Here is a 23,239-nt window from a genome sequence, read left to right as displayed (position 1 = left end):
GGAGGTGCGACGCGCACGCGGCGGAGCGGCAGGCCCGATGCACCGCATTCACCAACGCGGAGATCGTCGAGGCGAGCCTCCGTCTCATCACCCCCGAGCCTGTCCGGATCTCAGCCGTTCCCGCCCCCGCCGCACCGGCGCTGCCCTTAGATGGTGACCACCACTGTCGGCACGGGGAGCAGCACTTGAGCGGGACGGATGTGACGAAGGTACTGGTCGTCGGGGGCGGAATCGCGGGGACCGCGGCCGCGCTCGGGCTGTGCAAGGCGGGGTACGACGTCACCGTGTACGAGGCACACCCCGACACGGCGGCCGACATCGGCGCGTTTCTGACCCTGGCGAGCAACGGGATGCGCGCCCTGGCGCAGCTCGACGCCACGGACGCGGTGACGGCCATCGGCTTTCCGCTGACTTCGCTGCGGCTGCTGGACAGCCAGGGCATCGAGCAGGCGCACGCGCCGCTCGGTGAGGTGGCCGACCCCGCCCTGCACTACCGCTGCCTGCGCCGCGGTGAGCTGAACGCGGCCCTGCAGCGGGAGGCGGCCCGGCGCGGTGTCCCGCTGCGCCACGGCGTGCGCCTGACCGGTGTGACCGAGGGCTCGGACGGCGTCACCGCGCACTTCTCCGACGGGACCACGGCCGAGGCGGATCTCCTGGTCGGCGCCGACGGGCTCAACTCCACGGTGCGCGAGATCCTCACCCCCGGGGTCCGGCCCGGCTACTCGGGGCAGCGAATCTTCTACGGTTACACCGGCACCGCTGCCGCCGCGGACCCGACCGGCGCCATCACCTTCGTCCGGGGCAGCGAGACCACATTCGGCTACGCGGTGTCACCGGCGGGAGAGACGTACTGGTTCGCCCGGGTGAACACGGACGCGCTGCCCGCCGACGGAACCGCGCACGAGGTCGCCTGGCGCGAGGAGCTGCTGCCGCTGCTGCGCAAGGACGCCTCACCGGCCGCCGGCATCGCCGCCGCCTCCGCCGGCTCCGTCCTGGTCACCAACGCCACCGAACTGCCGCTCGGCGCCGTATGGCACACCGGACGCGTGCTGCTCGTCGGCGACGCCGCCCACGCCGCCTCCCCGGCGACCGGCCAGGGCGCCTCGATGGCGCTGGAGGACGCCGTCGTGCTCGCCAAGGCGCTGCGCGATCTGCCCGGCCTGCCCGCCGCGTTCGCCGCCTACGAGGCGCATCGCCGCCCGCGCGTGGAGCACAACATCACCGTCAGCGGCGGCATTTCGCGCGCCGGACACAACCAGGCCCGCCCGGGCCCGGTCGTGGCACGACCCGCCGACCCGGACGCGGCGCTCCTGCGCCAACTGGCCTGGGACAGCCCGCTGTCCGCCACCCCGCCCGAGGAGCCCTGAGCGGTACCACCGGTCGGACACGCTCGCGAAAGTGCAAGAGGCGGAGCACTGGAGTCCATTGCCGGGGAAACCGCCGGGGCCGGATCGTTCCGTGCGACCGGACCTTCGGAACCCTCGGCAACAAGGAGCACAGTTTGCGACTCTTGAACAGAGCCGGCGGCGCCGTCGCCGCAGCCGTCGCCCTGGTCCTGGGCGGCGGCCTCGCATCCCCGGCGACGGCCGCCGCACCCGCCGACGCCACCTACAGCGTGACCGTGGGGACCCCGGTGCCCTTCACCCACCCCACGGACACCCCCGCCACCCCGTACCTGGACCGGGACGGCACCTTCCACTACCAGCAGTCCGCCGCCCTGTACGGCGCCAAGGACCCGCGCACCTGGGACTTCTACACCGGCAAGAACTTCGACTCCGCGAGCTTCGACAACACCCTGAGCAAGGCGGTGAACCCGGCCAACCCCGCCGACCGCAACGACGACACGACCTGGCGCTGCAACAACAGCCCCACCGGCCGGGAGGCGACCTACGCGCCGAGCGGCTCCGGCTACGCCCAGAAGAACTACTGCGACCTGTCCGGGATGTGGGTCGACCCCGACACCGGTGACTGGTACGGCCTGGTGCACAACGAGTTCACCCCGCAGCCCTTCGGCGACGGACTGCACTTCGACGCCATCGACTACGCCGTCTCCACCGACCGCGGCCACACCTGGACCGTCAAGGACCATGTGATCACGTCCCCGTACAGCACCGAGCGCGGCGACACGACGGCCTTCCCGAACCAGACGTACTCCTACGGCGACGGCGACCAGCGCCTCTTCGCCGACACCGCCTCCGGCTACTTCTACGTCTATTACGGCTCCCGGATCATCGACAAGAGCGGCGGCTGGAAGGCCTTCTACGAGCACGTCGCCCGCGCCCCGATCGCCGCCAAGATGGCTCCCGGCTCCTGGCAGAAGTGGTACGACGGCGCCTGGTCCCAGCCGGGCACCGGCGGCAAGGAGAGCGACATCGTCCCCGTGGACGCCGGACACCCCACCGGGTACACACCCGCCTCCGCCGAGTACGACCCCGCCCACACCGGCACCGCCGCCCAGCAGATCGCGGCCGGCACGATGCCCCCGACCTCGCCGCTGTTCGTCATGAACATCACCTACGACGCCTATCTCGGCCTCTACATCGGCACACCGCAGGCCGTCGACCAGAGCGGCACCTCACCGCAGTACCTCTACGCCACCGACGATCTGACCACGCAGAAGTGGCACCTCATCGGGGACACCGGCAGCTACACCAACGCCTCCTGGTACCGCTGGTTCCTCGACCGCGCCAACCGCACCAGCTCCACGATCGTCGGCAGGACCTTCCGCTCCTACTGCTCCTTCGGCTGCTCGCACGACGCCTCCGGAGAGTACGTGGACATCACCGTCGACTCCGCCAGGCCCGCGGCCGCGCCCATGGACACGAGCCGCCGCTACCGCATCGCCAACGGCACGGGCCGGCTCCTCGCCCAGGTGACCGGCGGCTCCGCGACCACCTCGCTGGCCCGGCCCGCCGCATCCGGCCGCGACACCTGGGTCTTCACACCGACCGGCGACGGCGCCTTCACCATCGCCAATGCGGCGAGCGGACAGCTGCTCGGCGTCGACTCCGGCTCCACGGCGGGCCGTGCCTGGGGCGCCCGGCCCACCGTCACCCGGGCACCTGCCGGCGGGCCGGCCGTCGGACAGCAGTGGTTCGTGATCGTGAATGCCGACGGCCACGGCTATCGCCTGGTCAACCGCTACAGCGGCCTTGTGCTCGGCCTCTCCGGCACGGTTGGCCGCTTCGCCGAGACAACGCCGGTGCGCACGTGGACGGACGGTGGCGGGAGTGCCGTGGGCGGGGGCCGCAGCGCGGGGGAACAGACGCTGTCTCTCAGCGCTGCCTGAACCTTCGAGGCACACAAACGCTCAAGGCACCACGGGACTTCTGACTATCCTGCGCCCATGTCGATCATCAACGGGGAATCCGGCAAGGGATCCGACGCCCGCTTGGCGCTGACCGCGGCCCAGGCGGGCGCCGCCGTGGTCCGTGACCTCTACGGCGGCCGGCTCGCGCGCTACGACAAGTCCGCCGGCGACTTCGCGACCGAGGCGGACCTGGCCGCCGAGCGGGCCATCCTGGACGTGCTGCGTGCCGCCCGCCCCGACGACGCCGTGACCGGCGAGGAGAGCGGACGCTCCGGTGCCGCCGACGCCCGGCGCCGCTGGCTCGTCGACCCGCTGTGCGGCACCCTCAACTACGCCGTGCGGACCATGCTCGCCGGCGTGAACGTCGCCCTGCGGGAGGACGCGCTGGTCATGGCCGCCGCCACGGCCGACCCGTTCAGCGGCGAGGTGTTCTGGACCGACGGGGACGCGGCCTGGGTGCGCTCGGCCGACGGCACCGACGAGCAGCTGACACCGACGGCCGCTTCCGCGCTGGTCGACGTCAACCTCGACCCGCCGTTCCCCGACGCCCCCGGCTTCCAGGCCGCCCGCCTCCTGGCCGACCCGGGCTTCGCGGAGCGGTTCCGGCCCCGGGTGATCTCCAGCACCCTCGCCGTGGCCTGGGTCGCCGCCGGCCGCCGGGCCGCCTACGTCACCGACGGCGACCTGCGCGACAGCGTGCACTTCGCGGCCGGCATCGCGCTGTGCCGGGCGGCGGGCTGCACGGTGACCGGCCTGCACGGCGAGCCCGTGCTCAGCGGCGCGGGCGGGCTGATCGCGGCCGCCGACCCGGAGACCCACGCCGCACTGCTGGAACTGGTCAAGCACCAGACGCCGTAGGGGAGTTCACGGCCTTCTCGACGTGCGCCCCGCCGTCTGATGTGATTCCGGCATGACGACGGCCCACGACCTCGCCGCACACCTCGGTCCGGCCCTGGACACCCGCCCGGACGCCCTCCATGACGTAACGGAGGACTTCGGGCACCTCGTCCGGGCTGTGCCGCGCGCCGTACTGCGCCCACGGTCCGTCGCCGACATCCAGCGCCTGCTGGAGTACGCCGGGCCCCGGGGCATCCCGGTGAGCGTGCGCGGCGGCGGGCACTCGATGTACGGCCAGGGGCAGGCGGACGGCGGGATCGTCGTGGACCTGCGCGGGATGGGGCCGGTCGGGCCCGTGACGGACAGTCAAGTGGTCGCAGCTGCAGGCGTGTTGTGGCGGGACGTGCTCGCCGCCACCCTGCCGCACGGACTCACACCGCCCGTCCTCACCGACTACCTGGGCGCGAGCGTCGGCGGCGTGCTGTCGGCGGGCGGGCTCGGCGGCGCCGGCCACCGGCACGGCCTGGTCGCGGACCAGGTCCTGGAACTGGAGGTGGTGACCGGCGCCGGCGAGCACCGCTTCTGTTCGCCCGACCGGGATCCGGAGCTCTTCCACACCGTGCTCGCCGGGCTCGGCCAGTGCGCCGTGATCGTCTCCGCCACCCTGCGGCTGGTCCCCGCACCCGCCCGGGTCCGCCGCTACTGCCTCTCCTACACCGACCTCACCCGCTTCCTGGCCGACCAGCGGATGCTCGCCGAGGAAGGGCGCTTCGCCCATCTGGAGGGCCAGGCCCGCCCGGCCGACGACAGCCGGCCGTACCTGATCGAGGCCGTGGCCCCGCACACCGGCCAACTCCCGCCGGACGACGCCCTCATGCTCACCGGCCTCGCCCACGACCCCACCGCCGTCGAGACCACCGACCTCAGCTACGCCGAGTTCGCACACCGCGTGGACACGGACGAAGAGGTCCTCACCGAGACGGGGGAGTGGCTGCACCCGCACCCGTGGCTCAACCTGCTCCTCCCGCACGACCGCGCCGAGCCCCTCGTCCGCGCCGTACTCGCCGACCCGGCCTTCAGCGATCTGCGCGAGACCGGTCTCGTCCTGCTGTACCCGCTCCTGTCCGCCCGGCTGCGCGCCCCTCTCTTCCAGCGCCCGCCCGGCGACGTCCTGTATCTGTTCGCCCTGCTGCGCACGGCGCCGCCCGGCAGCCCCGAGACGGCCGCGGCGATGGTGGCCGCCAACCGCAAGGTCTATGAACTCGCCCGGTCCCAGGGTGCCGTCGCCTATCCGGTCAACGCCCTGCCCATGTCGGACACCGACTGGCGGGACCACTACGGCAGCCGCTGGCAGGCTCTCGCGGACGCCAAACGGCGCCACGACCCGTACCTGGTCCTGACACGGGGACACGGCCTGCGGTTCTGAAGGGGACCCGTGCGGGCCCACGAACGGCGTACTCGAAGAGGCGGACGGCGCGGGGCGCGGGTGTGATGGAAACGCCCCAACGTCAACCAGTGAGGCAGATCATGCGTCTTCGCAGTTTCGCCACAACGGCCGTGCTCGCGGGTGTCCTCGCCACAGGAGGCTCGGCGACCGCCTTCGCCGCCGACCCCACGCCCGTCGTCGGTGTCGCCGGCAACAGCCCGGGCGTCGTCTCGGGCAATGTCATCCAGATTCCGGTCGATGTCGACGCCAACGTCTGCGGCAACAGCATCAACCTCGTCGGCCTGCTGAACCCGGCTCCCGGGAACGTATGCGTCAACGGGTGACGCCCGCCGTGTGCCGGCTCCCGCACCTGGGCGGGAGCCGGCACACGGCTGCTCAGTCTCTCGTCGCGGCCTGGGCCTCGCGGTGGGCGGCCGCCTTGGCGGCCGGGCGGCGCCGGCGGAGCAGCAGACGTCTCGCCGGGAGCTCCACCGTCTCGTAGAGCAGCCAGGACAGGGCGAGCGAGAGGGCGAACACGGTCGCGGTCACGGCCGTCCCCGCCAGGCCGCCGAAGTGCGGCTTGATGCCGAGCAGGTGCGTCCCCGCGCGCAGCACCAGCAGATGGACCATGTAGAAGGCGAAGGACAGCTCTCCGAGCCGTACCATCCGCCGGCCGCGCCACATCGACGGCAGCCCCTTCAGGTCCGCGTTCGCCGCCGCCGGGATCAGCAGGCTGAAGCCGAGGATCGTGCACATGGTCGCGGAGTAGCCGAGCGGAGCCTGCGGAACCAGGAAATAGCCGATGATCGCCAGGGCGAGCGAGGCCTCCAGGCCGGGTCCGCGCCAGCGGCCGAGCAGGACCAGCCGCGCGGTGACCGCGCCGAGGACGAACTCGGGCAGCCGGGCGGCCGGGAACGAGTACAGCGCGTACGTCCACCAGTGCTGGGAGTCCGCCCGCGAGATCACCACGATCGCCACCAGCGACAGCCCGCCCAGCGCGACCGATCCGCGCACGCCGAGCCTGCGCAGCAGCAGGATCAGCAGCGGGAAGGACGCGTAGAAGAAGGCCTCGCAGGCCAGGGACCAGCTCACCGGGTTGAGCGTCTGCCACCAGGGCCGCCACCAGGAATGCAGCAGCAGCACATTGGCCACCGCCTGCTTCGGCGTCGGCTGTGTGTTGCGCTCCAGCGTGAGCGCCAGCAGGAACGCGAGGCCGACCGTCACGAGGTGCACCGGATAGATTCTGGCGATGCGGCGCCGCCAGAAGCCGAGCGCCCGGTCGTGGGGTCTCGCCGACCAGGTGAGTACAAAGCCGGACAACACGAAGAAGAACGACACTCCGACCGCACCGGAGCTGAAGCCCCAGTACACCAGGCGGCCACCGGTGCCGCCGTAGTAACCGAAGTTGTTCACGTGCAGTCCGAACACCAGCAGCGCCGCCATCCACCGCAGTCCGGTCAGGGACGGCAGTGAGGGGTTGGCGGCGCGCGGGGAGTCCCTGGCGGTCGCTTGGCCGTCAGGGGTGTGCGGCGTCGTCCGGAGCGTCCGGGTCGTCGCCGTGGTCATCGAATCACCTGCCGCAGAGGATTGGCGTGGGGCATGAAGGGGAACGTTGCCCGTTCACCTCCGATCATGGCCCTACATGGCAAACATCACACTAGTGCCGAACGACGCACCCCTCCGGATGCCACGGACAGCCGGACCGGTACACCCGTACGAGTGATGGCGCCCCTGCCCCCGCCGTGGACAGCGGAACGCCCGGCGGCCCGCGTCGGTACGCGGGCCGCCGGGCACGGCAGGCGAGCGGCTAGGCGGCCAGTTCCTTCGTGATCCGCTCCAGCATGAACGCCGAGGACTCGCGGGCCCGCTCCTCCCAGGCGAAGACGCATGCCGTGGCCACGCCGTCGAACTTCAGCTCCCGCAGGGTACCGAAGAACGCCTCCCAGTCGACCTCGCCCTGGCCGATGTCCAGGTGCTGGTGGATCCGGGCCGGGGTGCCGGGCGGGTTGAGGATGTAGCGCAGCCCGCTGGAACCCTTGTGGTTGAAGGAGTCCGCGATGTGGACGTGCTGCAGCTTGTCGCCGGCGTAGCGCATCATCCCCGCGATGTCCGCCGCCGGGTCGGCCCCGGACAGGTGGAAGGAGTGCGGGGCGCAGTACAGGTAGTTCACCCACGGCTTGTTGAGCGCGCGGACCAGGTCGACCGCGGAGGTGTTCTCCTCGCAGAAGTCGTCCGGGTGCGCCTCCAGGTTCAGCGCGATGCCTTCCCGCTCGAACAGGGGCAGCAGTTCGTCCAGCGAGCGCCAGAACGCGGCCTCGCTCTCCGCGGCCCGTTCGGGACGGCCGTTGAACTCCGAGTTCATCAGCGGGCATTCGAGCTCCGCGGTGATCTCGATCATCCGCTTCCAGTAGCGGACGGCCGCCTGCCGCTCGGTCTCGTCCGGGGACGACCACTTGTACAGCGGCAGCACCGAGGACAGCTTCACCCCGTGCCGGCGCAGGGAGTTCTTCAGCCCGGCCACGCGCTCGTCGTCCGCCCGCGGGTGCAGGAAGAACGGCATGAAGTCGTCGCGGGGGGACAACTCGATGTATTCGTAGCCGAGTTCGGCCACCGTGCGCACCATGTCGTCGATCGGCAGGGCGCGGAACATGTACGGGTCGATGGCGATCTTCACGCGGCACCTCCGTAGAAGGCGGGGCGGGGCTTGAGGTCGGTGGCGACGACGCGCCCGGACTCCAGGGCCTCGACCGTCGCGGCCGTGATCACGGTGGCGGCGTAGCCGTCCCAGGCCGAGGGACCGGTGGGCTCGTCGCCGGCCGCCAGGCCCGCGATCCACTCGCGGAACTCGGTGTCGAAGGCGTCCCGGAAGCGCCCCACCCAGTCCGTGAGCACCTCGGTGCTGTGCGATCCGGCGGTGCGTACCCCGACCGCGGCCGGGTCCGGCAGCCGCACCAGGCCCTTTTCGCCGACGGCCTCGCACTGGATGTCGTAGCCGTACTGGCAGTTGACGAAGACCTCAAGGTCGACACGGACGCCCTTGGCGGTCTCGAACAGCATGATCTGCGGGTCCTTGAGGTGCGCGAACCGCTTGCCGGTGGCGCGCGGTGTGATCACCTGGGTGGAGACGATCTCGTCGTCCAGCAGCCAGCGCAGGACGTCCACCTCGTGCACCGCCGTGTCGAGCGCGGCCATCGCCGAGGTGTAGGACTCGGGGACGGTCGGGTTGCGGTGGGCGCAGTGCACGATCAGCGGCGCACCGATCCGGCCCGAGTCGATGACCTGCTTCAGCTGCCGGTAGCCGGCGTCGTAGCGGCGCATGAAACCGACCTGGACCAGGCGCCGGCCGTGGGCCTGCTCCGCCTCGATGATCCTCAGACAGTCCTCGGCGGTGGTGGCGAGCGGCTTCTCGCAGAACACCGGCTTCCCGGCGGCGATCGCGTTCAGGACGTGCTCGGCGTGGGTCGGACCCCAGGAGGTCACGAGGACCGCGTCGACGTCGTCGGCCGCGACCACCGCCGCGCCGTCGGGCAGCACCTGGGCACCGACCGGGGCTGCCGCCTCGGCGGCACGGTCGGCGTCGATGTCGGTCACCGCGGTCACCCGCGCCCCGGTCACGGTGTCGGTGAGGCGCCGGATGTGCTCCGTGCCGATCCAGCCGGCGCCGATGACTCCTACACGTACGGTCATGGTCAGTCCTTACAAGAGGTTCAGGAGAAGCGCGCCCGGAGTTCGGCTTCGAGGGTTTCCAGCGTGCGGCCCTTGGTCTCGGGCACGTAGAGCTTGACGAAGGTGAGCGAGAAGACACCCGCCACGACGAACAGGAAGAAGGTGTTGGAGATCCCGATACCGGAGACCAGCGACGGGAAGACCAGTCCGATCACGAAGTTGGTCAGCCACAGCACCACGGCAGCGACGCCCATGCCGAAACCGCGCATCCGCATCGGGAAGATCTCCGACAGCATCAGCCAGGTCACCGGCGAGATCGCACCCTGCTGGAAGGCCAGGAAGGTGACGGTCATGGCGAGGACCGCGTACGCGCGGCCGTCACCGGACGGCAGCACCAGCGAGAACACGCCGATCAGCAACAGCGCGGCGGTCGTACCGAGCTGACCGGTCATCAGCATCGGACGCCGGTTGACCCGGCCCAGCAGCCATATGCCGACGAAGGTCGCCAGCACCGAGATCACACCGTTGGCGATGTTCGCGGTGAGCGCGCTGTCGGCGGCGAAGCCGGCGTCGGTCAGGATCTGGGTGCCGTAGTACATGATCGTGTTGACACCGGTGATCTGCTGCACGATCGCGATGCCGAAGCCGATGAACATCAGCTTGCGCACCCACGGCGTGGACTTCATGTCCCGCCAGCCGCCGAGCTTCTCCTGCTCCTCCTTCACGGCGAGCGCGGACACCTCGGCGAGCTCGGCCTCGGCCCGCTGCGCGGACCGCACCTGCTTGAGGACCTCCAGGGCTTCGCCGAACCGGGTCCTGGACGCCAGCCAGCGCGGACTCTCCGGCATCACCAGCATGCCGAACCAGAGCACGACCGCCGGGACGGTGGCGATGACCAGCATCCAGCGCCAGATGCCACCCGACTCGCTCCCGACGTTCGCGATGATCGCATTGGACGTGAACGCCAGCAACTGCCCGCTGACGATCATCAGTTCATTACGGGTCACCAGCGCTCCGCGCCGCTCGGCCGGGGAGATCTCCGCGAGGTACACCGGCACGGTCACCGACGCACCGCCGACCGCGAGACCCAGCACGAAGCGGGCCACGATCATGACCGCGGTGGTCGGGGCGAGCGTGGCGCCGAGCGCGCCGACGAAGAACAGCACCGCGAGGGCGAGGATCGTACGGCGCCTGCCGCGCGCGTCCGACATCCGGCCGCCGGCGACCGCGCCGAGTGCCGCGCCCAGCAGCAGCGAGCTGGTGACCATGCCCTCGGTGACCGCGGTCAGTCCGAGATCCTTGCTCATATAGGGCAGGGCACCGTTGATGACACCGGTGTCATAGCCGAACAGCAGCCCGCCGAAGGTGGCGATGACCGTGATCAGCCGCAGCCGCCGGGCGACGGCGGGCGGGGCGTCGGCCACGGGAGCGGGGGCCTGAATCGCGTCGTCCCTGACGTCCATGGCCGCCTCCTACTTGCTGGTCGGGCGTCGAGTTCCGGTCAGGCCGCAGCCGGCCAGGTGCTCACGGGTGCTGACGGCGATGGGCAGCGGCACCTCGGGAGCGCACGGGTACAGGTCCTGCTCGACGATCACGAACAACTCGGCGTCCAGCTTGGCGAGTTCCGCCACGACATCGGCCGGGTTGGGCACGCCCGCCGGCGGCGACACGCACACGCCCCGCTTCACGGCCTCGCCGAATCCCAGGTTCTCGGCCGCGACCTGCGCGAGCACCTCCGGGTCCATCTGCTTGATGTGGACGTACCCGACCCGCTCGCCGAACCGGCGGATCAGATCGACGTTGTCGCCGCCGCCGTAGGCGACGTGCCCGGTGTCCAGGCAGAGGTTCGTGTACCGGCTGTCGGACTCGTTCAGCAGCCGCTCGATCTCCGGCTGGGTCTGGATGTGGCTGTCGGCGTGCGGGTGAATGACGAGCCGCACGTCGTACTCGTCCAGCAGCAGCTTGCCCAGCCGGTCCGCGGCCTTGCCGAACCCGGCCCACTGCTCGGCGGTCAGCTCGGGCGACTCGGTGAACGCGCCGGTCTTCTCGTCCCGGTACATCGGCGGGATGAGGACCAGGTGGTGGGCGCCCGCGGCCGCCGTCAGCGTCGCGACCTCACGGACATGTGCGAGCATCTCGCCCCATGCCTCCGGCCGGTGCAGCGCGCCGAACGCGGTGCCGCCGGAGACCTGCAGCCCCCGAGCCGCCAGCTCCTCCTTGAGGCGCTGCGGGTCGGTGGGGAGGTAGCCGTACGGGCCGAGTTCGAGCCACTGGTAGCCGGCCGTGGCCAGCTCGTCCAGGAACCGGGTGTACGACACCTGGTGCTCGTCCTCGGGGAACCAGATGCCCCAGGAGTCGGGAGCGGAGCCCAGGCAGAGGTTGCCCGCGACGGTGCGGAGCGGGGATGGCGCCGTTGCCATGGCGTGTCCTTAGGGGAGGAGGAGAGGGCAGGGGGGAGGAGACTCAGCTGGAGGTGGGGAAGTTGAAGCCCGCGGTGGTGTGCTGTTCGGTCTGGGGCCAGCGGGTGGTGACGACCTTGGGGCGGGTGTAGAAGCGGATGCCTTCGGGGCCGTGGATGGGGGAGTCGCCGATGAGGGAGTCCTTCCAGCCGCCGAAGGAGTAGTACGACATCGGGACGGGGACGGGGACGTTGATGCCGATCATGCCGACCTTGACGTTTCGCTGGAATCGGCGTGCGGCTTCGCCGGAGGCGGTGAACAGGGCGGTGCCGTTGCCGTAGGGGTTGGCGTTGATGACGTCGATGGCCTGGTCGAGGGTGTCGACGCGGACGATGGCGAGGACCGGGCCGAACAGTTCCTCCTGGTAGGCCTGCATCTGGGTGGTGACGTGGTCGAGGAGGGAGGGGCCGGTGAAGAAGCCGTTCTCGTGGCCGTCGATCTTCAGTCCGCGTCCGTCGACGACGACCGTGGCGCCCTGCTGGGCGGCCACGCCGACCGCGTTGTCGACGCGTTCCTGGGCGGCCTTGGTGACCAGGGGGCCCATTTCGGTGCCGGGCTGGTCGCCGGGGCCGACCTTGACCTCGCGGGCCTTGCGTTCCAGCACCGTCACCAGTCCGTCGGCGGCCGTGCCGACGGCGATGGCGACGGAGAGGGCCATGCAGCGTTCGCCGGCGGAGCCATAGGCGCCGGCGGTGATGTGGTTGGCGGCGAATTCGAGGTCGGCGTCGGGGAGGACGACGGCGTGGTTCTTGGCGCCGCCGAGGGCCTGGACGCGCTTGCCGTGCGCGGTGGCCTGCTCGTGGACGTACTTCGCGATCGGGGTGGAGCCGACGAAGGAGACGGCCTGGATGCCGGGGTGGGTGAGGATGGCGTCGACCGTGGGCTTGCCGCCGTGGACGACGTTGAAGACGCCGTCGGGCAGGCCGGCCTTCTGGTAGAGGTCGGCGACGAAGTTCGCGGCGGAGGGGTCGCGCTCACTGGGCTTGAGGATGAAGGTGTTGCCGGTGGCGATGGCGATGGGGTGCATCCACAGGGGGACCATGGCGGGGAAGTTGAAGGGGGTGATGCCGGCGACGACGCCGAGGGGCTGGCGGAAGTTGTGGACGTCGATGCCGCGGGAGACCTGGTCGGAGAAGCTGCCCTTGAGGACGTCGCCGAGGCCGCAGGCGAACTCCACGACCTCCCGGCCGCGCACGATCTCGCCGCGGGCGTCGTCGACGGTCTTGCCGTGCTCGGCGGAGATGATCCGGCCCAGCTCTTCCTCGTGCTCGACGAGGAGCTGGCGGAAGGTGAACAGGATCTGGGTGCGCTGGGTCAGAGACGACTCCGACCAGGTCTCGAAGGCCTTGGCGGCGGCGGTGACGGCGGTGTCGATCTCGTTGGTGCCGCCGAGGACGACCTGGGCCTGTTCGGCGCCGGTGGCCGGGTTGAACACGGCCTGGGTGTCGGTGCCGGCCACGGCCTTGCCGTTGATCCAGTGAGGGATGGTGTGCACGGGAGAGGTGTCCTTAGAGGTAGTGCCGCTGGGCGAGCTTGCGGTCGGCGTACGTCTCGTACGCCTCCCGGGTGGAGTCGAGGGTGGAGGCCTGGCTGACGGGTACGTCCCACCAGCCGTGTGCGGGCGGGTTGGGGCCGTAGAGGTCGGTCTCGACATGGACGACGGTGGTGCGGTCGGCGGCCTTGGCCTTCTCCATCGCCGAGCGGAACTCCGCGACGGTGGTGGCGTGGAGCACGTCCGCGCCCAGGGAGGAGGCGTTCGCGGCGAGGTCGACGGGCAGGACGTCGCCGTCGAGGAGGCCCGAACGGCCGTTGCGGAAGCGGTACTTGGTGCCGAACCGCTGCGAGCCGAGGGACTCCGACAGAGCGCCGATGGAGGCGAAGCCGTGGTTCTGCACGAGGACCACGATGACCTTCAGGCCCTCGGAGACCATGGTGACGATCTCCTGAGCCATCATCAGATACGAGCCGTCACCGACCAGGACGACGACCTCACGCGTCGGGTCGGCCATCTTGGCGCCGACGCCGGCGGCGACCTCGTAGCCCATGCAGGAGTAGGCGTACTCGACGTGATAGGCCTTCGGGTCCCGGGCCCGCCACAGCTGCTGGAGGTCGCCGGGCATCGAGCCGGCCGCGTTGATGACCACGGCCCGGTCGTCCAGGACGTCGTTCAGCGCACCGAGGATCTCCGTCTGGGCCGGCCGCGGACCGTGCCCGACGGTGAAGCACTGCTCCTCGATCTCCCGTGTGCGAGCGATGAGTTGCCGCGTCCGGTCGCGGTACTCCTGCTCCACCTCCCAGTCGGCCAGGGCTCCGGCGAGGGCCTGGATGCCGAGGCGGGCGTCGGCGATGAGCGGTTCGGCGGAGTGCTTGACGGCGTCGAGGCGGGCGACGTTGAGGTTGACGAAGGTGACATCGGGGTTGCCGAAGACGGTGTGGCTGGCGGTGGTGAAGTCGGAGTACCGGGTACCGATGCCGAGCACCACATCGGCGTCCTTGGCGAGTTCGTTGGCGGCGTGGGCGCCGGTGGAGCCGATGCCGCCGACGGCGCAGGGGTGGTCCCAGGGGACCGCGCCCTTGCCGGCGTGGGTGTCGGCGACCGGGATGCCGGTGGCCTCGGCGAAGGCGCGCAGTTCGGTCTCGGCGCCGGAGTAGACGGTGCCGCCGCCGGCCACGATCAGCGGTTTCTTCGCGGCTCGCAGCAGGCGGGCGGCGCGCTCGACGGCGCTGGGTTCCGGCACCGGGCGGCCGATGTGCCAGACCCGGCGCCGGAAGAAGTCGGCCGGCCAGTCGTACGCCTCGGCCTGCACGTCCTGCGGCAGCGCGAGCGTGACGGCGCCGGTCTCGACCGGGTCGGTGAGCACCCGCATGGCCGCCAGTGCGGCCGGGATCAGCTGTTCGGGGCGGGAGATGCGGTCGAAGTACTTGGACACGGCGCGGAAGGCGTCGTTGACCGTGACATCGCCGCCCCGGGAGCCCTCCAGCTGCTGGAGGACGGGCTCGGCCACGCGCGTGGCGAACATGTCGCTGGGGAGCAGCAGGACCGGGATGCGGTTGGTGATGGCCAGGGCCGCACCGGTGATCATGTTGGTGGAACCGGGGCCGGTGGAGGCGGTGCAGGCGAAGGTGGCGAGCCGGTCGCGCATCTTGGCGTAGGCGACGGAGGCGTGGACCATGCCCTGTTCGTTGCGGGCGAGGTAGTACGGCAGGTCGGCCTCGCCCGTGGTCGCGGCCTGGAGGAGGGCCTGGCCGAGGCCGGCGACGTTGCCATGGCCGAAGATGCCCCACACGCCGGGGATCAGGCGCTGTTCCTGACCGTCGCGTTCGCTGTACTGGCTGGCGAGGAAGCGGACGAGGGCCTGGGCGGTGGTGAGTCGTACGGTGTTCATCGGTTCGCTCCGAAGGGCAGCCGGTCGTCCACGTCCTGGGTGTCCCAGGTGGAGCGGACCCAGCCGTGGGCGGGGTCGTCGCAGATCAGCCAGGCACGGTCCTGACCGGGGCCTGCCATGACGTTGAGGTAGTACAGGTCGTAGCCGGGCGCGGCGATGGACGGGCCGTGCCAGCCGTGCGGGATCAGCACCGTGTCGCCGGAGCGGACCTCGGCCAGGACGTCGATCGGCCGCTCGGGGGTGCCGTAGACGCGCTGGTAGCCGAAGCCGTTCTCGCCGCCGGAGACCTCGAAGTAGTAGATCTCCTCCAGCTCCGACTCCTGGCCCGGACGCGCCTCGTCGTGCTTGTGCGGCGGGTACGACGACCAGTTGCCACCCGGCGTGAGGACCTCGCACACCAGCAGCTGCTCGGCGTCGAAGGTCCCGGGCAGGCAGTAGTTGTTCACCTGCCGCGAGCAGGCATCCGCGCCCCGCAGCTCCACCGGCACGTCTTCCTTGCGCCCGTACCGAGCGGGGAGGCCACCTCGCTCGGTACGGGCGGAGGGCAGTGCGAACCTCCCGCCGGAGGCGCTGCTGATCATGGCCTGCGACGCGCGCGGAACGTATGCGAAGTCGGTGGCCGAGCTGAACACGCCGGCCCGGCCGGTGAGTTCGAAGACCTGCCCCTCGACGGCGACGGTGCAGCCGCCCGTCAGGGGCAGCACGAGGAACTCGGAGTCCCCGCTGGACAGGGTGTGCACCGCGCCCGGCTCCAGGGTCAGGATCCTGAGGCCGGAGTATCCCCAGCCCGCCGACTCGGGCGTGACGACGAGGTCGTACGGGTCCTCGCCCGACGTCCCGCCCGGGATGACGTACGCGCTGTCGGTGGTCACAGCAGGCTCACCGCCTTGTCGACGGCGCCGGCGACGTCGCCGCCGGCGGGGTAGAGCAGGGAGCGGCCCACGACCAGGCCCTGCGCGGTGGGCAGCTTCAGCGCCTTGCCCCAGGAGGCGAAGGCGGCCTCGGGGTCGGTGACCTCGCCGCCCAGCAGCACCGCCGGCAGCGTGGAGGCGGCCAGGACGCGCTCCATGCCGGGGACGACCGGGAGCTTCAGCCAGGTGTAGGCGGTACGGCGGCCGAGCCCCGAGGCGATCGTGACGGACTTGATGACGGCCTCGGTGGAGAGGTCGTTGCGGATCCTGCCGTCCTGCCATTCCGAGACGAACGGCTCGACCATCGCGATGAGCCGGCGGTCATTCAGTTCGTTGACCGCGTGGGCGGTGTTCTCCAGCACCGACGGGGTCGCCGGGTCGCCCAGCGCGATACGGGTGAGGGTCTTGCCACCGTCGAAGCCCATCGCGGCGATGGTCTCGGCGTCGTAGCCGGTGAACCGGTCGTCGATCTCGAAGACCGAGCCCGCCAGACCGCCCCGGTTCATGGAACCGAAGACGCTCTTGCCGTCCAGGACGCCGAGCAGGAGCAGGTCTTCGAGAATGTCGGCGGTGCCCAGGACGCCGGTGACACCCGGGCGTTCCAGGGCGATGCACAGCCGGTCGAGGAGTTCGGCGCGGTCGGCCATGGCCGTCGGATCGCCGCCGACGGCGTTGGCGCCTCGGGCGGGGTGGTCGGCGGCGATGATCATCGTCTTGCCGTGCTCGCCGAGCGGCGAGGTCGCCTTCACCCGGCGGGCGGCGGCCGCCGCGATCGCGCCGGGGTCCTTGACGCGGGCCTGCACGATCCGGCTCACCTTGTCGGACAGCACGTCGTCACGCCTTTCGTTCGATGGTGGTGGCGAGGGCGGCCTCGCGGAGCTTGTCCTCGACCTCGGCCTCGGTCGGCATCGCCTCGGAGCAGGCCGGCCGGCCCGCGACGATGGCGCCGGCCGCGTTGGCGAAGGCGATCGCGCGTTCGGTGTCCCAGCCGGACAGCAGCCCATGGCACAGGGCCCCGCCGAAGGCGTCACCCGCGCCGAGCCCGTTGACGACGTCCACCGGAATCGGCGGTACCTCCACGGCCGCACCGCTGCGGTCCATGGCGAGCACGCCCTTCGGGCCCTGCTTGACCACGGCCAGTTCCACCCCGGCCGCGAGCAGCGCCTCGGCGGCGGCGTACGGCTCGCGCACGCCGGTGGCGACCTCGCACTCGTCGAGATTGCCGACCGCGACCGTGGTGTTCCGCAGCGCCTCGGCGTAGTACGTGCGCGCCTCGGCCGGTCCCAGGCGGTAGCCGCTGACCTCCGAGGGCCAGAACATCGGCCGCCAGTCCAGGTCGAAGACCGTGATCCCGGCCTTGGCCCGGTGCGCCAGCGCGGCCAGGGTGGCCGAGCGGCTCGGTTCCTCGCTCAGCCCGGTCCCGGTCACCCAGAACACGGCCGCCTCGCGCACCGCGTCCAGGTCCAGTTCCGCCGGTCGGATGTCCAGGTCGGGGGCCTTGGGCAGGCGGTAGAAGTACAGCGGGAAGTCGTCCGGCGGGAAGATCTCGCAGAACGTCACCGGGGTCGGCGCGATGTCCGAGACACCGACGTAGCGGCCGTCCACGCCGTAGCCGTCCAGGGCGGTGCGGACGAAGTCGCCGAACGGGTCCCGGCCCGTTTTGGTGATCACGGCCGCGGAGTGTCCGTAGCGGGCGGCGGCCACCGCGACGTTCGTGGGGGAGCCGCCGAGGTACTTGCCGAACGACGTGACCTCCGCCAGCCCGACGCCGGTCTGGAGCGGATACACATCCACTCCCACACGGCCGATGGTCAGCACTTCGAACGGCATCACGCTGGTTTCCCTTCGCTCCGGCTGCTTGAGTCCGGGGGTGGCAACAGAACGGTCCAGAGAGGCCCGGTCAGAGAGCCTGTCGCGCTCTACTAGCGCGCTCTAGTGCGAGTACGATGACCCCTGTCCAAATGTCATGTCAATAGCTTGTTGCCGGGAGATTTCCCGGAGCCCGGCTAGGGTGGGCGCGTCAGAGGGTGGGTGGGCAGGTGGATGTAAACGGCAAGCAGCGGCCGACGATGGCGGACGTCGCCGAGAAGGCGGGGGTCTCCCGCGCGCTGGTGTCGATCGTGTTCCGCAACCAGCCCGGGGCCAGTGAGGAGACCCGGGAGCGCGTGCTGCGGGTCGCCGACGAGCTCGGCTACCGGCCCGACAGTGCCGCCCGGCTCCTCGCGCGCGGGCGCAGCCGTACCATCGGCGTGCTGTTCACCGCGCACCAGATCTTCCAGTCGGACCTGATCGAGGGCATCTATCCCGAGGCCGAACGCCTCGGCTACGACGTGCTGCTGTCGGCCGTCGCCCAGGGCCGCAGCGAGGCCAAGGCGGTCGAGGCCCTGCTGAGCCATCGCAGCGAGGCACTGATCCTGCTGGGCCCCGGGTCCGACCCCGCCTACCTGGACGAGCTGGCCCAGCGCGCCGCCGTCGTCTCCGTCGGCCGCCGGGTGCCCCGGTCGCGCGTCGACTCCGTGCACACCGCCGAGGGCAAGGGCGTACGGCAGGCCATGGAGCACCTGCTGGAGCTCGGGCACCGCCGGATCGTCCACATCGACGGCGGACGCGGACCCGGCTCGGCCGAGCGGCGCCGGGCCTACCGGGCGGCGATGCGCCGGGCCGGTCTCCAGGCCGAGGGGCGTGTGATCCCCGGCGACCACACCGAGCGCTCCGGCATCGAGGCGGGCCGGCTCCTGCTCGACGAACGGGACGCCGGCGCGCCGCTGCCCACGGCCGTGCTCGCCGGCAACGACCGCAGCGCCATGGGGTTGTTGATGGCCCTGACCCGGGCCGGTGTCGAGGTGCCCCGGGACCTCTCCGTCGTCGGCTACGACGACAATCACCTCTCGCATCTGATGCCGATCGGCCTGACGACCGTACGCCAGGACGCCGCCCTGATGGCCGAACATGCGGTCCGCTTCGCCGTACAGCGCCTGGAGAACCCCGAACTGGAGCCCAGGGAGGCGGAGTTGGACCCGCAGCTGGTGGTGCGGGGAACCAGCGGGCCGCCACCTGCCTGAGTCTGCGGGGAAGTTGCTTGTGGTGCGTGGCGCTTACGGCGCGTCGGTGCGTGCGATCATGCGGCTGCCGGCGAAGGTGTGCGGGGGCGAGGCCGTGCAAGGTGTCACCGGAGCAGTGGGCCGGGTCCCGGTCCCAGACGGTGAGGTCGGCGTCACGGCCCGCGGTGAGGGCGCCGCGCAGGTGCTCCTCGCCGAGCAGGCGGGCGGCGCGGGTGGTGTGCGGGGCGAGCGCCTCGTCGTAGGTGATGGTGTGCTCGGGGCCCTTGACACCGATGACCGTCTGCCGGGTGGTCATCCCCCACACCGAGCGCATGGCGCCGAACCGGCCGACAGGGGAAGCCGGATCCGGCACTGGCCTCCGCGCCCAGGTCGAGTCGGCCGCGGGCGGGGAAGAGACGCGCCACGCGCTCCGGGCCCGGAAGCCCTTCCGCACCTCGGCGGTCTCCATGCAGCAACGGCTGCTGCATGGAGACCGGGGATGACCAGGGCCATGGCACGGGCGTGCCGCTCGGGGCCGGCCGGGCCGCTGTGCCCATCACCAGGGTGCCGGCGGGCAGGCCGGGATCGCGGGTGAGGACGCGCTCGTACGCGTCCAGCAGGACGCGGACCGCGCGGTCGCCGTAGGCGTGCGTCGCGCCGGCGGGTGAGCCGGTGCGGTTGCGTCCCATCCAGCTCGTGGTGCGCCCGCCGCAGGCTCCTCGCCGCGCGCGAGCAGCGGCTCCACCTCCTCCGGCCGACATCGCAACTCCTCGGATTCTTCGGTGAGTTGGGGCTGTACGCGGCGATGTCCTTCGAGCTCGTGACCCCCGGCACCCCGCACCGCCCGGGCGAGCCGCGGCACGATCTCGCCATGGCGAGCCACGCCGTCACCAAGCCCCTCCAGGACCACCCGGAGGACCCCGCCTCCGGTCGGCTCCGGGAGCCGAAGGAGGCCTGCCATGCTCTGGCCCGCCGGTACGAGTACGCCGGGGCAGGTCGCCGGGGCGGAGCCTGACCCGCCCGGCGTCGGCCGGCGTGAAGGTGAGTGAGCGGTCCGGCCCACCGGCGGTGCACGGGCACCGGCCCTTGCGTGCAACGCGACGGGGCGTGGTGCCTCGGGCGCGAGGTCAGCGGCTGCGCACGGCGCACGGCCGGGCAGCGCTCGCGGTCGCGCCTTGCCCCGGCTCACCCCTTCGGGCGATCTTCCGGCTTGCCGTGCGGCCCTGGGTGAGCCGGGGCCGGATGATGCGGGCATGCTTCGGCCGGGGTCGTCGGGCCGCCCGTGCCGCCGTGCCCGCCGCGGTGGGTGGGTCGTGCGAGGGCTGTCGTGAAGATCAACGCGCGTGTGGGCGTGAAGATCAGCGCGAAGGCAAAGGTGAAGGCAAACGACCGGGCTGGAGCCGGGGCGGGCGCGGCGGATGGCGGCCAGGTGGACGGCGGGCTGCGGGACGCGGCCAAAATTGCACCCCTCGTTTTCTTGAACCTCTCGTGTTTTTGAGGGTAGGTTCGGCCTCATGACCGCCTCCCCGACCCCGACCACCGCCGAGGAGCTCCGCGGTGCCGGCCTGCGCGTGACAGCAGCCCGCGTCGCGCTGCTGGAGACCGTCCGGGACGGCGACCACCTCGGCGTCGAGGCGATCGCCTCCGGGGTCCGCGCCCGCGTAGGCCACATTTCCCTGCAAGCCGTCTACGAGGCCCTTCACGCTCTCACCGCGGCGGGCCTGGTCCGCCGTATCGAGCCGGCCGGACACCCGGCCCGGTTCGAGGGGCGTGTGGGCGACAACCATCACCACATCGTGTGCCGGTCGTGCGGTGCCGTCGTCGACGTCGACTGCGCCGTCGGCGACGCACCCTGTCTGACCGCCTCCGACGACCGTGGCTTCTCCATCGACGAGGCCGAGGTCGTCTACTGGGGCATGTGCCCCGACTGTTCCCCCGGCCGCAGTTCCTGAGCACCGAGTTCCGCACAGTTCGGAAGGATTGCCATGACTGAGAACAACGACGCGATCGTCGCAGACGCGAAGACGGAAGGCGGCTGCCCCGTCGCCCATGGCCGCGCCGCGCACCCGACCCAGGGCGGTGGCAACCGCCAGTGGTGGCCGGAGCGGCTCAACCTGAAGATCCTTGCCAAGAACCCGGCCGTGGCCAACCCGCTCGGCGAGGACTTCGACTACCGCGACGCCTTCAACGCCCTGGACCTCGCCGCGGTGAAGCGTGACATCGCCGAGGTGCTCACCACCTCGCAGGACTGGTGGCCCGCCGACTTCGGCAACTACGGCCCGCTCATGATCCGTATGGCCTGGCACGCCGCCGGTACGTACCGCATCAGCGACGGCCGTGGCGGCGCCGGCGGCGGCCAGCAGCGCTTCGCCCCGCTCAACAGCTGGCCGGACAACGCGAGCCTGGACAAGGCCCGCCGGCTGCTGTGGCCGGTGAAGAAGAAGTACGGCCAGTCCATCTCCTGGGCCGACCTGCTGGTCCTCACCGGCAACGTGGCGCTGGAGACGATGGGCTTCAAGACCTTCGGCTTCGGCGGCGGCCGCGTCGACGAGTGGGAGCCCGACGAGGACGTCTACTGGGGCCCCGAGACCGAGTGGCTCGGTGACGCCCGCTACACCGGTGACCGCGAGCTGGAGAACCCGCTCGCCGCGGTCCAGATGGGCCTCATCTACGTCAACCCCGAGGGCCCCAACGGCAACCCGGACCCGATCGCCGCGGCCCGCGACATCCGTGAGACCTTCCGGCGTATGGCGATGAACGACGAGGAGACCGTCGCCCTCATCGCCGGTGGCCACACCTTCGGCAAGACCCACGGCGCCGGCCCGGCGGACAACGTCGGTGCCGACCCCGAGGCCGCCCCGCTGGAGCAGATGGGCCTCGGCTGGAAGAGCACCTACGGCACCGGTGTCGGCAAGGACGCCATCACCTCCGGCCTGGAGGTCATCTGGACCGAGACCCCGACCCAGTGGGGCAACGGGTTCTTCAAGAACCTCTTCGAGTACGAGTACGAGCTCACCAAGAGCCCGGCCGGCGCCCACCAGTGGATCGCCAAGGACGCCCCGGAGACCGTCCCGGACGCGTTCGACCCGGAGAAGAAGCACCGCCCGACGATGCTCACCACCGACCTGTCGCTGCGCTTCGACCCGATCTACGGGCCGATCTCGCGCCGCTTCTACGAGAACCCGGAGGAGTTCGCGGACGCCTTCGCCCGCGCCTGGTTCAAGCTGACGCACCGCGACATGGGCCCGGTCGTCCGCTACCTCGGCGCGGAGGTCCCCTCCGAGGAACTGCTGTGGCAGGACCCGCTGCCGCAGCGCACCGGCGAGCTGATCGACGCCGCGGACATCGCCTCCCTCAAGGAGGAGATCCTCGGCTCGGGCCTCACGGTCTCGCAGCTCGTCTCCACCGCCTGGGCCGCGGCCTCCTCCTACCGCAACAGCGACAAGCGCGGCGGTGCCAACGGCGGCCGTATCCGCCTGGAGCCGCAGCGGAACTGGGAGGTCAACAACCCGGACGAGCTCGCCCAGGTGCTGCGCACCCTGGAGGGCGTCCAGGAGTCCTTCAACGCCAAGGGCGGCAAGCAGGTCTCGCTGGCCGACCTGATCGTGCTCGCGGGCTCCGCGGCCGTCGAGAAGGCGGCGAAGGACGGCGGCTTCGCGGTCGAGGTGCCGTTCACGGCGGGCCGTGTCGACGCCTCGCAGGAGCAGACGGACGTCGAGTCGTTCGCCGCGCTGGAGCCGGCCGCCGACGGCTTCCGCAACTACGTCGGCAAGGGCAACCGCCTGCCGGCCGAGTACCTGCTGCTCGACAAGGCGAACCTGCTCAACCTGAGCGCGCCCGAGCTGACGGTTCTCGTCGGTGGTCTGCGCGTCCTCGGTGCCAACCACAACGGCTCCAAGCACGGTGTCTTCACCGACAGGCCGGGCACGCTGACGAACGACTTCTTCGTCAACCTGCTCGACCTGGACACCGAGTGGAAGTCGACCTCCGCCGCGCAGGACGAGTTCGAGGGCCGCGACGCCTCCGGCGCCGTGAAGTGGACCGGCACCCGTGCCGACCTGGTCTTCGGCTCGAACTCCGAGCTGCGTGCCGTCGCCGAGGTCTACGCGAGCGACGACGCGAAGGAGAAGTTCGTCAAGGACTTCGCCGCCGCGTGGGTCAAGGTCATGAACGCGGACCGGTGGGACCTCCGCTGATCCGCCT

20 protein-coding genes and 1 pseudogene are annotated in these 23,239 nt (G+C 71.2%); 10 read left to right on the top strand and 11 right to left on the bottom strand.

All coding sequences use genetic code 11. The annotated features are described in order from the left end of the window. Positions 1 to 200 precede the first annotated feature (200 nt). From O1G22_RS04385 to O1G22_RS04365, 5 genes are all read left to right on the top strand, one after another. On the top strand, positions 201 to 1,367 hold the full coding sequence (locus O1G22_RS04385; RefSeq protein ID WP_270086322.1) for an FAD-dependent oxidoreductase: 1,167 nt from the start codon (positions 201 to 203) through the stop codon (positions 1,365 to 1,367). Between the two features lie 134 nt (positions 1,368 to 1,501). Then, positions 1,502 to 3,289 carry an RICIN domain-containing protein gene (locus O1G22_RS04380; protein WP_270080067.1) on the top strand — a complete coding sequence of 596 codons (1,788 nt, stop codon included), beginning with the start codon at positions 1,502 to 1,504 and terminating at the stop codon, positions 3,287 to 3,289. 57 nt (positions 3,290 to 3,346) lie between these two features. Further along, positions 3,347 to 4,168, top strand: a complete 822-nt coding sequence (locus O1G22_RS04375; protein ID WP_270080066.1) for an inositol monophosphatase family protein — start codon at positions 3,347 to 3,349, stop codon at positions 4,166 to 4,168. Positions 4,169 to 4,220: 52 nt separating this feature from the next. Further along, on the top strand, positions 4,221 to 5,573 hold the full coding sequence (locus O1G22_RS04370; RefSeq protein ID WP_270080065.1) for an FAD-binding protein: 1,353 nt from the start codon (positions 4,221 to 4,223) through the stop codon (positions 5,571 to 5,573). 101 nt (positions 5,574 to 5,674) lie between these two features. Next, positions 5,675 to 5,917: a chaplin gene (locus tag O1G22_RS04365; protein ID WP_270080064.1), complete on the top strand. Its 243-nt coding sequence runs from the start codon at positions 5,675 to 5,677 to the stop codon at positions 5,915 to 5,917. Between the two features lie 52 nt (positions 5,918 to 5,969). Here O1G22_RS04365 and O1G22_RS04360 read toward each other — a convergent pair whose 3' ends face one another. The 10 genes from O1G22_RS04360 to iolC all read right to left on the bottom strand — a co-directional run bounded on the left by O1G22_RS04360 (position 5,970) and on the right by iolC (position 17,825). Next, a complete protein-coding gene (locus tag O1G22_RS04360; protein WP_270080063.1) occupies positions 5,970 to 7,139 on the bottom strand; it encodes an acyltransferase family protein in 1,170 nt (389 codons plus the stop codon). A 241-nt stretch (positions 7,140 to 7,380) separates the two neighbouring features. Continuing rightward, the gene (locus tag O1G22_RS04355; RefSeq protein WP_270080062.1) at positions 7,381 to 8,247 is read right to left on the bottom strand and encodes a sugar phosphate isomerase/epimerase family protein; all 867 of its coding nucleotides are present in this window, start codon (positions 8,245 to 8,247) and stop codon (positions 7,381 to 7,383) included. Next, on the bottom strand, positions 8,244 to 9,260 hold the full coding sequence (locus O1G22_RS04350; protein ID WP_270080061.1) for a Gfo/Idh/MocA family oxidoreductase: 1,017 nt from the start codon (positions 9,258 to 9,260) through the stop codon (positions 8,244 to 8,246). The genes O1G22_RS04355 and O1G22_RS04350 overlap by 4 nt, the downstream gene beginning before the upstream one ends. 20 nt (positions 9,261 to 9,280) lie before the next feature. Then, positions 9,281 to 10,702, bottom strand: coding sequence for a sugar porter family MFS transporter (locus O1G22_RS04345; protein ID WP_270080060.1), 1,422 nt, complete (start codon positions 10,700 to 10,702; stop codon positions 9,281 to 9,283). Positions 10,703 to 10,711: 9 nt separating this feature from the next. Continuing rightward, a complete protein-coding gene (locus O1G22_RS04340) occupies positions 10,712 to 11,659 on the bottom strand; it encodes a TIM barrel protein (RefSeq protein ID WP_270080059.1) in 948 nt (315 codons plus the stop codon). A 43-nt stretch (positions 11,660 to 11,702) separates the two neighbouring features. Beyond that, positions 11,703 to 13,193, bottom strand: a complete 1,491-nt coding sequence (locus O1G22_RS04335; protein WP_270080058.1) for a CoA-acylating methylmalonate-semialdehyde dehydrogenase — start codon at positions 13,191 to 13,193, stop codon at positions 11,703 to 11,705. 13 nt (positions 13,194 to 13,206) lie between these two features. Next, positions 13,207 to 15,084 (bottom strand): 3D-(3,5/4)-trihydroxycyclohexane-1,2-dione acylhydrolase (decyclizing), encoded by a 1,878-nt coding sequence (gene iolD / locus O1G22_RS04330; RefSeq protein WP_270080057.1) that lies wholly within the window; start codon positions 15,082 to 15,084, stop codon positions 13,207 to 13,209. Beyond that, positions 15,081 to 15,956, bottom strand: coding sequence for a 5-deoxy-glucuronate isomerase (gene iolB, locus O1G22_RS04325; RefSeq protein ID WP_270080056.1), 876 nt, complete (start codon positions 15,954 to 15,956; stop codon positions 15,081 to 15,083). The genes iolD and iolB overlap by 4 nt, the downstream gene beginning before the upstream one ends. Beyond that, positions 15,953 to 16,822, bottom strand: coding sequence for a Cgl0159 family (beta/alpha)8-fold protein (locus O1G22_RS04320; protein WP_428986476.1), 870 nt, complete (start codon positions 16,820 to 16,822; stop codon positions 15,953 to 15,955). Before O1G22_RS04320 ends, iolB begins: the two co-directional genes overlap by 4 nt. 7 nt (positions 16,823 to 16,829) lie before the next feature. Then, a complete protein-coding gene (gene iolC / locus O1G22_RS04315) occupies positions 16,830 to 17,825 on the bottom strand; it encodes a 5-dehydro-2-deoxygluconokinase (protein ID WP_270080054.1) in 996 nt (331 codons plus the stop codon). A 239-nt stretch (positions 17,826 to 18,064) separates the two neighbouring features. Here iolC and O1G22_RS04310 point away from each other — a divergent pair, with 239 nt between their 5' ends. Beyond that, positions 18,065 to 19,057 carry a LacI family DNA-binding transcriptional regulator gene (locus O1G22_RS04310; RefSeq protein ID WP_270086321.1) on the top strand — a complete coding sequence of 331 codons (993 nt, stop codon included), beginning with the start codon at positions 18,065 to 18,067 and terminating at the stop codon, positions 19,055 to 19,057. A 154-nt stretch (positions 19,058 to 19,211) separates the two neighbouring features. Here the strand turns inward: O1G22_RS04310 and O1G22_RS04305 are convergent. Then, a pseudogene (locus O1G22_RS04305) lies at positions 19,212 to 19,352 on the bottom strand (hypothetical protein); the annotation flags it as partial. 489 nt (positions 19,353 to 19,841) lie between these two features. Here O1G22_RS04305 and O1G22_RS04300 point away from each other — a divergent pair. The 4 genes from O1G22_RS04300 to katG all read left to right on the top strand — a co-directional run bounded on the left by O1G22_RS04300 (position 19,842) and on the right by katG (position 23,232). Next, positions 19,842 to 20,051: a hypothetical protein gene (locus O1G22_RS04300; protein ID WP_270080053.1), complete on the top strand. Its 210-nt coding sequence runs from the start codon at positions 19,842 to 19,844 to the stop codon at positions 20,049 to 20,051. A gap of 312 nt (positions 20,052 to 20,363) precedes the next feature. After that, positions 20,364 to 20,534, top strand: a complete 171-nt coding sequence (locus tag O1G22_RS04295; protein ID WP_270080052.1) for a hypothetical protein — start codon at positions 20,364 to 20,366, stop codon at positions 20,532 to 20,534. 16 nt (positions 20,535 to 20,550) lie between these two features. Continuing rightward, the gene (locus tag O1G22_RS04290; RefSeq protein ID WP_225097728.1) at positions 20,551 to 20,988 is read left to right on the top strand and encodes a Fur family transcriptional regulator; all 438 of its coding nucleotides are present in this window, start codon (positions 20,551 to 20,553) and stop codon (positions 20,986 to 20,988) included. 33 nt (positions 20,989 to 21,021) lie between these two features. Then, positions 21,022 to 23,232 (top strand): catalase/peroxidase HPI, encoded by a 2,211-nt coding sequence (gene katG / locus O1G22_RS04285; RefSeq protein ID WP_270080051.1) that lies wholly within the window; start codon positions 21,022 to 21,024, stop codon positions 23,230 to 23,232. Positions 23,233 to 23,239: the final 7 nt, after the last annotated feature.

This window comes from Streptomyces camelliae (assembly GCF_027625935.1).
GTDB lineage: Bacteria > Actinomycetota > Actinomycetes > Streptomycetales > Streptomycetaceae > Streptomyces > Streptomyces camelliae.
Note: the sequence above shows the minus strand (reverse complement) of the source record. Positions and strands in the feature narration are given on the sequence as shown.

Coding starts and splice junctions, on each gene's coding strand:
- O1G22_RS04350 (WP_270080061.1), bottom strand. CDS start 9,260: ATGACCGTACGTGTAGGAGTCATCGGCGCCGGCTGGATCGGCACGGAG.
- O1G22_RS04300 (WP_270080053.1), top strand. CDS start 19,842: ATGTCCTTCGAGCTCGTGACCCCCGGCACCCCGCACCGCCCGGGCGAG.
- iolD (WP_270080057.1), bottom strand. CDS start 15,084: ATGAACACCGTACGACTCACCACCGCCCAGGCCCTCGTCCGCTTCCTC.
- O1G22_RS04340 (WP_270080059.1), bottom strand. CDS start 11,659: ATGGCAACGGCGCCATCCCCGCTCCGCACCGTCGCGGGCAACCTCTGC.
- O1G22_RS04370 (WP_270080065.1), top strand. CDS start 4,221: ATGACGACGGCCCACGACCTCGCCGCACACCTCGGTCCGGCCCTGGAC.
- O1G22_RS04360 (WP_270080063.1), bottom strand. CDS start 7,139: ATGACCACGGCGACGACCCGGACGCTCCGGACGACGCCGCACACCCCT.
- O1G22_RS04345 (WP_270080060.1), bottom strand. CDS start 10,702: ATGGACGTCAGGGACGACGCGATTCAGGCCCCCGCTCCCGTGGCCGAC.
- iolC (WP_270080054.1), bottom strand. CDS start 17,825: ATGCCGTTCGAAGTGCTGACCATCGGCCGTGTGGGAGTGGATGTGTAT.
- O1G22_RS04290 (WP_225097728.1), top strand. CDS start 20,551: ATGACCGCCTCCCCGACCCCGACCACCGCCGAGGAGCTCCGCGGTGCC.
- katG (WP_270080051.1), top strand. CDS start 21,022: ATGACTGAGAACAACGACGCGATCGTCGCAGACGCGAAGACGGAAGGC.
- O1G22_RS04375 (WP_270080066.1), top strand. CDS start 3,347: ATGTCGATCATCAACGGGGAATCCGGCAAGGGATCCGACGCCCGCTTG.
- O1G22_RS04365 (WP_270080064.1), top strand. CDS start 5,675: ATGCGTCTTCGCAGTTTCGCCACAACGGCCGTGCTCGCGGGTGTCCTC.
- O1G22_RS04310 (WP_270086321.1), top strand. CDS start 18,065: ATGGCGGACGTCGCCGAGAAGGCGGGGGTCTCCCGCGCGCTGGTGTCG.